Annotated in this window: 11 protein-coding genes and 1 tRNA gene; 6 read left to right on the top strand and 6 right to left on the bottom strand. The window is 68.6% G+C overall.

Going from position 1 to position 12853, the window contains the following annotated elements; genetic code table 11:
* Positions 1-488 precede the first annotated feature (488 nt).
* From BM394_RS22700 to BM394_RS05325, 3 genes are all read left to right on the top strand, one after another.
* Positions 489-1010, top strand: a complete 522-nt coding sequence (locus tag BM394_RS22700; RefSeq protein ID WP_175529973.1) for a hypothetical protein — start codon at positions 489-491, stop codon at positions 1008-1010.
* A gap of 182 nt (positions 1011-1192) precedes the next feature.
* On the top strand, positions 1193-1537 hold the full coding sequence (locus BM394_RS05320; protein WP_092974593.1) for a hypothetical protein: 345 nt from the start codon (positions 1193-1195) through the stop codon (positions 1535-1537).
* Positions 1538-1783: 246 nt separating this feature from the next.
* Positions 1784-2104, top strand: a complete 321-nt coding sequence (locus BM394_RS05325; RefSeq protein ID WP_092974596.1) for a hypothetical protein — start codon at positions 1784-1786, stop codon at positions 2102-2104.
* 337 nt (positions 2105-2441) lie between these two features.
* Here BM394_RS05325 and BM394_RS05330 read toward each other — a convergent pair whose 3' ends face one another.
* The 3 genes from BM394_RS05330 to BM394_RS05335 form a co-directional block, all read right to left on the bottom strand.
* Positions 2442-4046, bottom strand: a complete 1605-nt coding sequence (locus BM394_RS05330) for a TROVE domain-containing protein (protein ID WP_092975121.1) — start codon at positions 4044-4046, stop codon at positions 2442-2444.
* A gap of 102 nt (positions 4047-4148) precedes the next feature.
* Positions 4149-4212 (bottom strand) — tRNA-OTHER (locus BM394_RS22705).
* Positions 4213-4496: 284 nt separating this feature from the next.
* Positions 4497-5009 (bottom strand): MarR family winged helix-turn-helix transcriptional regulator, encoded by a 513-nt coding sequence (locus tag BM394_RS05335; RefSeq protein ID WP_092974599.1) that lies wholly within the window; start codon positions 5007-5009, stop codon positions 4497-4499.
* Between the two features lie 85 nt (positions 5010-5094).
* Between BM394_RS05335 and BM394_RS05340 the strand changes: the two genes are divergently transcribed.
* Both BM394_RS05340 and BM394_RS05345 read left to right on the top strand, forming a co-directional pair.
* Positions 5095-6132 (top strand): EamA family transporter, encoded by a 1038-nt coding sequence (locus tag BM394_RS05340; RefSeq protein WP_092974602.1) that lies wholly within the window; start codon positions 5095-5097, stop codon positions 6130-6132.
* Positions 6133-6167: 35 nt separating this feature from the next.
* Positions 6168-7049, top strand: coding sequence for an SDR family oxidoreductase (locus BM394_RS05345; RefSeq protein WP_092974606.1), 882 nt, complete (start codon positions 6168-6170; stop codon positions 7047-7049).
* A 220-nt stretch (positions 7050-7269) separates the two neighbouring features.
* On the opposite strand, the gene BM394_RS05350 is transcribed toward BM394_RS05345, so the two are convergent.
* Positions 7270-9309 carry a neutral/alkaline ceramidase gene (locus BM394_RS05350; protein WP_092974608.1) on the bottom strand — a complete coding sequence of 680 codons (2040 nt, stop codon included), beginning with the start codon at positions 9307-9309 and terminating at the stop codon, positions 7270-7272.
* 210 nt (positions 9310-9519) lie between these two features.
* Between BM394_RS05350 and lat the strand changes: the two genes are divergently transcribed.
* Complete coding sequence (gene lat, locus BM394_RS05355) at positions 9520-10884, top strand: L-lysine 6-transaminase (protein ID WP_092974611.1); 1365 nt, start codon at positions 9520-9522, stop codon at positions 10882-10884.
* Positions 10885-10921: 37 nt separating this feature from the next.
* Here lat and BM394_RS05360 read toward each other — a convergent pair whose 3' ends face one another.
* Both BM394_RS05360 and BM394_RS05365 read right to left on the bottom strand, forming a co-directional pair.
* Complete coding sequence (locus BM394_RS05360; protein ID WP_092974614.1) at positions 10922-11524, bottom strand: response regulator transcription factor; 603 nt, start codon at positions 11522-11524, stop codon at positions 10922-10924.
* Between the two features lie 96 nt (positions 11525-11620).
* Positions 11621-12808, bottom strand: a complete 1188-nt coding sequence (locus tag BM394_RS05365) for a sensor histidine kinase (protein WP_217643360.1) — start codon at positions 12806-12808, stop codon at positions 11621-11623.
* Between the last annotated feature and the right edge of the window lie 45 nt (positions 12809-12853).

Here is a 12853-nt window from a genome sequence, read left to right on the forward strand (position 1 = left end):
GATGATCAGCGAGTTCGTCGCTTTGTGAACCACTCGTCCGGTGGCGGTCACCGGACGAGTAGCCCTTCCCGCGTCGTGTGCTTGGCGGCCTTGGACGCGGGGGTGGCTCCGTCAGCCGTTTACTACTGATGTGGAGCGTTGTTGATGCTATCGCCTGGTATGAGACGCGTCGCTACGCGTCTCGAACTTCCGCACCATGTCCTCTTGTTGGGGGTGGTGTGAGGTGGGTTCGTTGTTTCCGCGTGGCCTGGTGTGTGTGGTGTTGGCCGTGACGGAGGCCGATCACCGGTCTGGCCAGCTGCCTCGGTTGCATGCGATCGAGCGTCACCCGGCCGAGTACACGGCCTCGTGGGTGCTGAGTCTGTGCCAGGTTTATCTGGGGTTGGGTGAGATCACCGGAATCGGTGAGCCGGAGGCTGATCCGGAGTTGTGTGCGCAGTGCTGTTGGGCGATGGCGGGGTCGGGTCGGCGGGGGCGGGTGGTGCGCCATGCCCGCGCTCACTGATCAGCCCGTGCCGCCGCCTCGGTTCGTGACCGGCACCGAGTCCGGGACGATTCATGCCACCGCCCCGTATAAACACGCCGAGTCCGCCCGTGCGGGTCGGGGGAGGGTGGCCTGTTTCTGCGGCGAGGTGGTCGAGTTGGCCCCGCACCCGCCGGAGCGGGTGTTGGGCGGGTGGCATCACTACTGCCGGGTGTGTACTGAGTATCTGCTCGCTGCCAGTGATCCCTCCCCGCCGAGTCCGACGAATCTCTACGAGCCCTGGCTGTGCGAGCTGGCCCAGCTCGACACTTCGGCCACTGTGGACGGTGTGTCGGCGTGGTCGGTGGTTCCGTGTCGCCAGCAGCGGCACGGCCGGGCGGTGCTGCGGCTGAAACCCACCGCCGCCGGGATCGCGTTGCTGGCGCCTGCCCCGGCCGCTGCCTCGCTGTTCACGCTCGCCGAGGCGCGGCAGCTGCGGGACGCGCTGGATACGGCCCTGCGGGACCGGGAGGGGTGGCGATCATGACGCTGACCCTGCTGCTGCTCGCGCTGCGTTGTCTGCTCGGGAAAAACCGTGTCGTCGGGAGAAATCGTGTCCGAGTTCGAGATCGCGGTGCTGCTGCTGGCGCTGCTGACCCTGGTGCTGGCGCGGCTGGCTTGGGGACCGAACCGATAACCGACCCTCCCGGTCACGGCTGGTTCGCCAGCGTGTTCGAGTCGAAGTGGCACGCCTGCCCCGCCAACACCAAAGCGGGAAACAGCGGGCTGCGGGCGCTGTGTGGGCACCTGTCCCGACGCGGCCCCTACCGCGGCCGTGCCGCCAGCGGTCCGCCCGATGAGGACGGCCGGTCGGTCTGTGACGCCTGCCTGCACGCCATCGGGCACCTGCCGCCCCGCCCACCACGGCTTCCTCCGGTGTGGATCGCCCACGGCGACACCGAGCCGGGCTGGCCCACCACCGATCCCGACGAGCCCAACACCCCCGCCGAGAAAACACCCGGTAACCCGTGTCCAGCAGGGACCGGTCACCACGGTCTCCCAGCCGTGGCCTGACCGTCCACTCCAGGCCCGGGCGTGTGCCGTGAAAACCCCCGACACCTCCGGCACACGCCCGCCCGGCCCCCTGCACAACGGCGTGCCGGGGGCCGTCCCAGGCCGGTGCCGCGCCGGAGTTCTCCCTTCCCCATCCGGCGCGGCACCACCCCGGCCGGGAACAGGGGCCGCTCCCACCCCACCCCCGGCCGGGGACCCCCACACCACCGAAATACCGAACCACCGAACCGAACCGGACCCACCAGCATGCCCCGACTCTCCCCGGTCACCACGATCCTGCTGCGCGAATGCGCCGGAACCGGCCTGGCCGTAGCGGCCTTCGCCTACAGCGGCTGGATCACCGTCGTCCTGAACCTGTCCCTCGTCACGACGATCACCCACCCCAGCGAACCCGGCATCGAACTCCACGCGTTCTTCGGCGCACTGGCCTGCCTGCTGTGGTGGACAGGCATCGCCGGACTACGCCTCGCCGGATGGCGCACCAACTGGCCCACCCGCATCGGCCTACTCCTCACCGGCATACACACGATCGAACTCACTGTCGCGGCGGTAGTCCACTACACGTGAAACTCGAAATCCGATGGGCGCAGCCCGACAGATCCGCACCGCTGTCACAGGTCAGGATGGACATCCACATCGCACAGCATTGGCCAGTTGGAATTACCGCAGTCGAGTGAGCCGCCAGTCAGTGTCGGCCGAACTCACCCCACCCGGAACGTCCGCGAGGTTTGGGCGTCGAGATCGACGAGACGAAGGTGCGCGAGGCCGCCGAGCGCGGTCACCGCTGGCGTTCACTGGTCTGGCGTGATTCGGACGGCGCCTTCGCCGAGTGGTGAGCCGGGCCGGCTCGACAGCGGATGGTCGGTACCGGAGTCCCGGTCTCGGACCGGGACTCGCCCGCGGTTCACGCCTCCCAGGGCCATTGTTGTTCACCACCCGCTTCCACCAGCGGGATCAGGCCGAAGCAGGTGTCGTTGAGCCCGCCGTAGGTGTGGCGGTTGGTGACACCGGCCGGGGTGTGACCCGCCTCGTAACCTGCCAGGTTGAACGTGTGCACCGGTGTGCTCTCGGGCAGCACCTCGGTCACGGGCTCAGCGTCCGGGCCGGTCTGCTCGTCGGTCAACAGCACCACGCGGTCGTGCCCGTCGTAGTGCTCGCGCAGCGCCTGCTGCGTGGCGGTGCCGCCGTCCAGCATGAATCCATCGTCGAACCACCTGCGCAGCGAGTCGAGCACGGCCTCATCGGGTCGCGGCGGAAACCGTGCGGAGTGCGACCGTTCGCGCCACCGGCCGCTCAGTCCCGAGTAGGAGACCACTTCCGTCCGCTCGCAGCGTGCCGCCAAGGCTAGTCCGAACAGGGCGGCGGCGTCCGAACGGCGCACACTGCCCCGTCGGCTGAACGGCCGGTCCATCGAGGCTGAGGTGTCGACCAGTACCAGCGTGCTGCCCCGCAGGACCGGAATGTTCGGCAGCGTGTGCTGCACGGCGCGTTCCAGGCACTCCCGCCAGCGATCGCCACGCACGGCTCGACCCGCCGCGAACACCGCCAACGGCAGCTGGCGCGAGCGCGCCACCTCGGTGGGATCGCCCAGTTTCGCCGCTATCCCCGCCGCTGTCTCGTCGGAGATCCCGGCCTTGTCGAAGTTGCGCAGGTTGCGCAGCAGGGCGGTGTAGCCCATCGCGGGAATCACGCTCTCCCATGCCTGGGCATCGAGCCGTTCACCCAGCCAACCGGCCAGCGATTCCCAGGTGAACCCCGCACGCCGAAGTCGTTCGGCGCCCGCCGGATCGGTGATCCAGCTCCGCCGTGACCGCGGCGCCACCTCGCGAAGTTCGGCGTGCTCGCGCAGTACCGACAGTTCGGCGGGGATGTCCGCGTCGTCGCGTCGGCGGTCCAGGCAGTACCGCAGTAACGTGCTCTGGTGCCGGTTCGCCGGTTTCGGGTGCGTGAGCTCGACGACGTCACCGAACCGGAAGTTCCGCTTGGGCGAGTCCCACTTGAGCAGGGCGTGTTCGTGCCACAGCCGCCGGATCGCGTCGTTGATTCCCTTCTTGATCGGCATGGGCGGCGGTTTGCCGTGTTCGGCGACCCAGTGGGCTAGCAGCTCCCCCGGTTCGTCCGCCCGCCGCAGCACACTGTCGACGACCCGCCGCGAGAGTCCGTCCAGCCCGGCGGCGCGTCGTGCGGCCACGAACTCGGCAGCTCCGAGCAGGGCGACCGAACGCAGACCCGCCCCGTTACGCAGCCACCCCAGCAGCCGGGCCGTCCATTCGCCGTCGGTCACGGCACGCTCGCGAATCAGCCGAACGAAACGGGAGTCCCGTTGTCCGGCCGATTCGTAGAAGCTCGGCTCGCCGACCAGGTTGGTCACGGCGAGCAGGAACAGTTCCGCGCGGGGATCGCGGACGTAGCCCGGGCCGCCCTCGTGCGTGACGGCTGTCGGCTCGGTTCGGTCCCGCTTGCCGGGATGTCCGTGAGTTCGGGCCGCCGCACGGTTGAACTTCGCCACGGCCGCTCCCTCCCTCATGAATCGTCGATCGAGAACCGAGTGGACGGCCCTGGAACGGGTTGGCGACGGCGGTTACAGTGCTCTGCCGATTGAGCTACCGGTCGTACCGGACGGGACTCGAACCCGCAACAGCTGTGTTTGAGGACGAAGTAGCCGTCACCGGCACATCGGGCCATCCACTCGGGACGATCGACTCCCGGTGGTGCGGGGGTTTCGGGCAACCGTCGAACCGTGGTTCGAGCGAGCCGGAGAGCTCCCACCGGGAGCCGATCACGACGGGCATTCTGCTGGTGGCGCGTCGCGCCTCGCAACGGAATTTCCGCCGACCGGGCACCCGGGTGAGCGGCTCTTTCGTCGCCGGACTCACCACTCGTCCCCTGTGCCGAGATGGCGGCACGGCTGACTCCGGTTCATGCGGGGGAGGTTGTGCGATGACATGTCGGTGCGACCTCAGTGGTCCGCTTCGTCCGGGGGGATATCGCCGAGGCTGGTGAGGAGTTTGCGTAGCAGTTCGGTGAGGTGTTCCTGCTCGTGCGGATCGAGTCCGGCGAGTGCTCGTGTCTCGTGCTCGACGTGGTCGACCATGGCCGCGTCCACGACTCGGTAACCGTGTTCGGTGAGTGTGATCAGTACGCTGCGCCGGTTGTCGGGGTCGGTTTCGCGGGTCACCAGTTCCTTGGCCGCCAGCCGGTCGATGCGGTTGGTGATGGCTCCGGAGGTGACCATGGCGGCTTCGACAAGGGCGCTCGCCGTCAGCTGGTACGGGGCTCCGGAGCGACGGAGTGTGGCCAGGATGTCGAATTCCCAGGACTGCAGGTCGTGGGCGGCGTAGTTCTCGCGCAGTGTGCGTTCGAGCCGTTGTGAAGCGCGCTTGATGCGTCCCACCACGCCCATCGGCGCGGGGTCGATGTCCGGTCGTTCGGTGCTCCACTGCTCCAGCAGTCGGTCCACACTGTCCCTCACTGATCTCCTTAACGTTGAAGTGTTTGACTCATACTAGCAGGCGAGTTAATCTAATGAATGTTGATTATTTTAACATTAAGGGGAAATGGTGACCCGGATCGCTGAAGCCGGAAGTTCCGCCGCGGACGGCTCCCCGGCGCGGACATGGAGTCTGACCGGTCTCGCCGCGTTGGCGCCGGCGACGTGGGGAACCACTTACCTGGTGACCACCGAGTTCCTGCCGCCGGACCGCCCGATACTTTCCGGTGCGATCCGTGCACTGCCCGCGGGGCTGATCGTGCTCGCGCTGACCCGGACACTGCCGCGGGGAAGCTGGTGGTGGCGTGCGGCTTTGTTGGGCACCCTCAACATCGGAGCCTTCTTCGCGTTGCTGTTCGTCGCGGCCTACCGGCTGCCCGGGGGTGTCGCGGCCACTCTCAGCGCGGTGCAGCCGTTGTTGGTCGCGGGGTTGGCGTTCGGGCTGCTCGGAGAACGGCCGACGCGCTGGCGTCTCGGCTGGGGTGTGGCCGGAGTGGTCGGCGTGGCCATGATGGTGCTCCAAGGGAAGCTGAGCTTCGACCCGATCGGGATCCTGGCAGGACTCGCCGGCGCCGGGGCGATGTCGGCCGGTGTCGTGCTTACCAAGCGGTGGGGCCGCCCCGAGGGGGTGAGTCTGTTGACCTTCACCGGCTGGCAGCTGACCGCGGGTGGTCTCCTGCTCGCGCCGCTGGCTCTGGCTTTCGAGGGAATGCCCCCGCCGTTGGATCTGTCCGCGATGGCCGGATACCTCTGGCTGGGCGGTGTCGGCACGCTGCTGGCCTACATGCTGTGGTTCCAGGGGGTGGCTCGGTTGCCCGTCGCGGCCGTGTCGTTCCTCGGTCTGCTTTCCCCGGCCGTGGCCACGATCCTGGGATGGTTGGTCCTGAACGAAACCCTGACCGGCGTCCAGACGATCGGTTTCGTGCTCGCCCTGCTCTCGATCGCGGCCGCACAGCTCAGCCCTCCCGACTTCGGCAGGTCGCACCGATCGAACTCGCCGTCCCCATCGGGGAACCGGCACCGAAAGCCGCTGCGGCGGAGGAGTCCGACGAGTCCCGACGCGCACCGGCAGCCACAGACCACCGGTAGTGACAGCCACCGGTAACGACACGAAACCACTCTCGGGAAAGGAAGAAAACGTTGAGTCGAACCCTGTTGATCACCGGAGCCACCGGCACCGTGTCCAGTGCTCTGCTGGAGGCCCTGCGGCATTCCGAACTCGAACCACGGGCGCTGGTCCGCGATGAGGCGAAGGCCGAGCAATTCGAGGCACGGGGTATACGGGCCGTCGTCGGCGACCTCGACGACGCCCGGTCGCTCCCGGCGGCCTTCGAGGGCGTGCAGGATCTGTGGTTGCTGACCCCGAACAGTCCCCGGGCGCCCGAGAACAACATGAACGCCGTCTGGGCCGCGCGTCGGGCGGGCGTGGAACGGGTGGTTCGCCTGTCGGCGGTCGGTGCGGCCCATGACGCGCCGACCCGCAGCGGACGGTTGCACGCACTGTCCGATCGCGAGACCGAACGATCCGGCATGTACTGGACGATCCTGCGACCCCACTGGTTCATGCAGAACCTGCTCAACGAGGCAGGCGACATCGCGGCCGAGGGAGCGTTCTCCCTCAACATGGGCCAGGAGCGGTTGGGGATGATCGACGTGCGCGACATCGCCGAGTTCGCCGCGCGGGTACTCACCACGGAACCGGACCGCCATCACGGCAAGACCTACACCCCGACCGGACCGCGCTCGCTGTCCTTCACGGAGGTGGCCGAACAGCTCGGTCGAACGCTCGGACGAGAGATCCGCTACGTGCCGACGACCGACGAAGTTGAGCGCAAGACCCTGCTCGACATCGGCGTGCCGGAATGGATGACCGAGATGCTCATCGAGTACGGACAAGCCTACGCGACCGGGTGGGGTGACTTCACGACGAACGATTTCCAGAACGTCGTGGGCCACCAGCCCCGTGGTTTCGCCGACTTCGCACAAGACCACGTCGACAGCTTCGCCCCGGCACACCGATAACCCCACCGAACACGAACCTCGCCACTCACCCGGCGGACCAAGCCCTGTGACCACGAGAACGAACCCGTCGTGACCGGGTCGGAAACAGCGTTGATCGCCCGAAGTCTTGGGAGGCCGCGCTCGGCCCGCCACCCCCGATCGCACCCCGTTCGGTTACTCGGAGCACCGCGACGAGGAAGGTCGAACGGCAAGCTGGGTTGGGGAATTTCCTTAGTCGAACTCACCCCACCCGGAACGTCCGCGATGTTCCGGAGAAGGGGGTGATCTCCCCGCCCACCGCCTTGGCGGCGCCGTGGTGCACGATGCGGTACTCGCCCTCGGCGGCGTCCGGTGGGATCGTCCAGCTGACGGTCGCGGTGGAGGCAGCCACCCCGCGACGTGCCCAGTGGAACCGGGTCGACCAGTCACCGTCGTCGGCCACCGTCACCCAGCCGTCGGCCGAGCGGCGCTGCACCAGCAGGTAGCTGCCGTCGCGGTGCAGGTCGTTGTTGGGGTGTGCCGAGGCGAACACCACCCGCACCGTCCCCCCGCGTCGGTGGCGTTCCCCGGGCTGTTCCAACACCTCGCCGAACTCCCGGCCCACCGGTGGCGAGTCGAACACCACGCCCGGCTGCAGTCGCACCCCGCCGCCTTCGGGATTGCCCGCCGGGGACGGTCCCCGGGCGCTGTCCCGACCGGCGGCCATGTCGGCCGCGATCCTGGCGAACTCCTGCTGGTAGGCGGGCAGCGACCACCTCCCGAACATGGTGTGGCCGCCTTCGTAGGCCTGCTGGTCGTACTCCTCCGGAGTGGTCAGGTAACCGGCGTAGTCGTTGGCGTAGCCCGCCACCACGACATCGGTGGGATCCACCCCGAGCTCGGCGGCCACCGTGCGGCGCAGCCGCAGCCCGCCGACGATGCTGACCTCCTGCGGAATCCCGACCAGGTGCAGCGTGCCGATCCGCACCAGCTGGATCGGCAGTATTCGCGGTACCCAGCCCATCGACCCCACCGGCAACAGGATCTCTTTGGGTGCCTGCCGGTTCCGCAGTCGCGGTGACGTCCGATACAGCGCACGGCTGATCGTGCCGAAGAACGGGTTGTTGCCCGCTCCCTCCTCGAAGAAGGACGGCCCCGGACCGTCCTCCGCACCCGCCGCGAACGACGCCCCCAGCGCCGCCGCGCAGGTCCGGTGCGAACTTCCGTCGCCGGTGAACTCCGGGGCGACACGGGTGTCCGACATGTCGACGTAGGACATTCGATGGTCGATGCCGCCGTCCACGGCGGTGGTCGCCTCCCGCAGCAGCCGGGCCGCCGCGGTGTACTGCCGATCGCCGATGATCCGGGTGTTGGCGAACTCGTCGTCCGTGGGGCCGGTTCCGGGGCGCAGCTCCAGGTTCGGCGACATGTCGGCGGCGTTGGACTGCGCGAACGCGGCGACGAACCCGGGGTCGCCCGCGCGGTAGTCCACTCCCGCGATCTCGCGCTCCCACCGGTAGGCGGCGTAGCCCTTGTTGTCGCCGCTGATGAGCGTGTTGGCCGGGCTGAGGCTGGTGGTGTGGGTGGCGAACCAGTTGATCGCGCCCACGGCCCTCCCGCCGCGTTCGAAGCGCAGCAGCACCGTGGCCGGGTCCGTCGCGTCGGGGAAGTGGTTCCGGTCCGTCGCCGGGTTGCGGTCGAACGCCGCGCGGGAGCGGTTGACGCTGGCGTTGGTCAGCTCGCCGCGTGCGATGTGGAGGTTTCCGGGAGCCAGGTCGGCGTCGGCGCGTTCGATCGATTCGGTGATGCCCGCCACCAGCGCTTCGAAGGTGCCGGGCTGGAAACCCAGCGTGGTGACGTTGTAGAGGGTGTGGCAGGAGAAGCCACCCGGTCCGGCGTGGGTGTGGGTGGCCGTCAGCAGCACGTTGTGTTCGCCGTAGCGCGTGCCGTGTGCGCGTGCCAGGCGTTCGAGCACGGCGCGGCGCACGGCCCCGAAGATCATCCCCGCGTCCACCGTCACCACGGCCACCCGCCGTTCGGGGGCGGTTCGTTCGGCGATGACGAAGGCGCGGGCGCGTTGCCGCTGGTGGATGCCGGTGGTGCGCTGTTCCGGCCGGGCGTAGCCCATCATGCCGTTCTCGGCGGGCTGGCCCGTCACGTCGCCGATGCCGCGACCGAGCAGGTAGTGCCCACCTCCGGGCTCGCTCGCCGCGGCGGTGCGTCCCGCGGCGGCGGCCGTCAGCAGTGCGGTCAGGCCGCCCCGCAGCACCGGGCGTCTGCCGAACGTGTTTCCGCCGTACATCGCCTACCTCCGCGCCGGGGATGACGCGCGTCACAGTAGCGCGGCGATCACTGAGAAGTGAATATTTCTCGCTTAATGTCGCCCGAAGGGATGACGCTAAGAAAATCTTTCTCTTTATCTGGAGTTAGAACGGAAAATATTGCTCGATATTCGTTATTTGGGGTATGAATTCCTTAAGGCGAGGTAGTCGCGGCCCACAGGAGGCTGAACATGACCGCACAGCGACTCGCACCGGTCGAGCACGACGCCGCTCCGGAGGAGCAGGCTCCGAACGTCGTCGACGAACTCCGCTCGCGGGTGACCGGTGATCTGCTCGACGTGGTCGTCGATCTCGACTCCGGTGAGGGATGCCGCCTCAGCGACCCGCGGGACGGCACCCGGTATCTCGACATGACGATGTACTTCAGCTCCGCGCCGCTCGGCCACGGTCACCCGGGCCTGCGCACTCCCGAGTTCGAGGCGGCCCTGGTGCGGGCGGGCAGGGTCAAACCGGCCAACCCGGACTTCGCCACGGTGGAACAGGCCCGGTTCGCCGAGACCCTGCGGCGCGTGTTCGGGGATCCCGAGCTGCCGTGGTTGTTCTTCATCGAGGGCGGCGGTCCGGCGGTGGAGAACGCCCTCAAGGTGGCCTTCGACTGGAAGACCAAGCACAACGCGCGGCGCGGCGTGCCGATGCGCGGCTCACGCGCGATGCATCTGCGGTGGGCCTTCCACGGCCGGACCGGTTACACGATGTCGCTGACCAACACCGACCCGAGGAAGGTGCGCGACTACCCGGCCTTCGACTGGCCCAGGATCCCGAGCCCCGCCGTGGAACCGGGGTCGCGGTGGGACACGGCCGAACTGCTGCCCGCCGAACGGGAGGCACTGGACGCGGCGGAGGCCGCGCTGACCCGCTACGGCAACGAGATCGCCTGCTTCGTCTACGAGCCGATCCAGGGGGAGGGCGGCGACCGGCATCTGCGTCCGGCCTTCCTGCGCGAGATGCAGCGGCTGTGCCGGGAGCACCACGTGCTCACCGTCGCGGACGAGGTGCAGAGCGGCGGAGGCATCACCGGCCGCCCCTGGGCGCACCAGGCCCTGGGGCTGGAACCCGATCTGGTCGCCTTCGGCAAGCGACTGCAGGTGTGCGGCGTCATGGGCGGTAGGCGGGTGAACGACATCGAGGACAACGCCTTCCGCGAGCCCAGCAGGATCAGTTCCACCTGGGGCGGTTCCCTGGTGGACATGGTGCGCGCCACCAGGATCCTCGAAGTGATCGAGTCGGAGAACCTGCTGGACCACGCGGCGCGGATGGGGGAGTTGTTGCTCTCCGAGCTGCGTGGGCTGGCCGCGGAGTACCCGGATCTGGTCACCGCTCCTCGCGGTCGCGGTCTGATGGCCGCGCTGGACTTCCCGGACGGCACGCTGCGGGACCGGGCGACGGCCCTGGCCAGGCAACGTCATCACACCGTTTTCCTGCCCTCCGGTCCGCGTTCGCTGCGGTGGCGCCCCGCGTTGTCGGTGCGCCCGGACGAGCTCACCGACGCCGTGGCCGCGCTGCGCGCGACACTGCGGGAGCTGTCCTCGGAGTGAGAATCCACAGTGGAACTCGCGTGCCTGGCGTGGTAGGTCAGATCCAACCTTCCTCCCAGGCACGGCGAGCGGCCTCGTGCCTGGTCTCGGCCCCCAGTTTGTTCATGGCCGCGGACAGGTAGTTGCGAACCGTCCCCGGAGCCAGGTGCACCCGCTCGGCGATGGTGCTGACCGAGGCCCCGTGCTGGGTGTGCCGCAGCAGCTCGATCTCGCGCTCACCGAGCGGGCAGTCCCCCTCGGTGAGCGCGCTGGCCGCTATCTCGGAGTCGACGTAGCGCCCGCCGTTGTGGACGTCGCGGAGAATGGCCGCGAGTTTGCTCGCCGGTGTCGTCTTCGGCACGAAACCACGCACCCCCGCGCTCAGCGCACGCTTGAGCACCCCCGGTCTGGCGTGCCTGGTGACCAGTACCACCGGGGTCGCCGTGTCGCGCGCGATCTCGGCCGTGGCCTCGACACCGTCCAGTTCGGGCATCTCCAGGTCCAGCACGACCACGTCGGGGCGCTCGCGCGAGACGGCCTCTACCGCCTCGGTGCCGCTGCTGGCCTGCGCGAGGACCTCGATGTCGCTTTCCAGGTCGAGCAGTGCCGCCATGGCGCCACGGATCAGGTCCTCGTCGTCGGCCAGCACGACACCGATCATGCTCGGGCGTCCTTTCGGAGTTCCGTTCCGCCTCGGGTACTCGGGTGGTTGGTGCCGGTCGGTTCCGGTGCCACCGAGCGGGCCGTGGGGGAGTCCTCAACCCTCCCCGGGCGCCGGGGCGTGACCGACCAGCTCGAACCACTCGCCACGACGTTCGGCCGTGAGGCTGCCGTGCATCGGGTCGAAGCGATCCCGCAGTCCGGCGATCCCCGAACCGGCGTCGTGCTCCGATCCGTTCCCGGCCCCATCGTTGCACAGTGTCACCGATATGCCGTCGGTGTCGTCGATGCGCAACTCGCACCGTCGGGCACCGCTGTGCCGGAGGATGTTGGTGGTGCCCTCACGCACCATGGCGGCGAACAGCGGCTGCAGCGGCGGCGGCACCGAAGTGCTGCTGCCCTCGACGGTCGTCTCGATGCTCGCCGCCCGCAGGATCCGTACCGCGTTGTTCAACTCGGTGGACAGATCGCTGCGCCGGTAACCGTGCACGACCTCGCGGGTCTCCCGCAGCGCCCGACGGGCCGTTTCGGCGATCTCGGCCGCCTGGGCGCGCGCGGCGTCCGCATCGCTGTCGATCATGCGTTCGGTCAGTTCCCCCTTCAACGCGATCACCTGCAGGTGATGCCCCTGCACGTCGTGCAGTTCGCTGGCGAACCTCAGCCGTTCCCGCGCCACGGCCAGTTCCGCCTCCGTGCCACGGGCCCGGTCCAGCTCGCACACCACGTCCCAGATCCAGCCCTGCACCAGCAGCATGAACACGGTCATGGCCACCAGGAACGTCGCGTAACCCACCGTCACCGGGACGAACTCCTCGTTCCCCGTCGCGACCACGCTCGCGCTCGCCACTCCGGCCGTCAGCACCGTACAGCCGCAGCCCATCCACCAGCGGTGTTCGCGCCGTGACCCCGTCACTATCGCCGCCGCGAACAGGGCGGGCAGCAGCGTGAACAGCAGGAAGGCGGGGATCTCCCGCGTGGTCACGTAGCCCAGCACGACCAGCGACGCGGTGAAATCCGTTGTGATCCGAACGGGCTCCGGGATGCCCGCGCCCATCCCGCGCATGATCATCCCGCACGCCCGGGTTCCCTCCACCGCGATGGCCAGCACCACCGCCAACAGCACCACCAGCTCGACGTTGTTGTAGAGCCCCGTCACCCGGCCGTGCACCAGATTGACGATCGCGAGCAGACAGTAGATCGGCGCGGTCGGCATCACCATCCACCAGGTGTAGCGGTGCACCCGGCGTACCCGTGCGGCGCTGTTCTCGGAAGCACTGGAGTTCACCAGGGCAGCATCCCCGATCCGGGCCGAGCCACACACACCGGAGCG

Source organism: Actinopolyspora lacussalsi subsp. righensis (assembly GCF_900116555.1).
GTDB lineage: Bacteria > Actinomycetota > Actinomycetes > Mycobacteriales > Pseudonocardiaceae > Actinopolyspora > Actinopolyspora lacussalsi.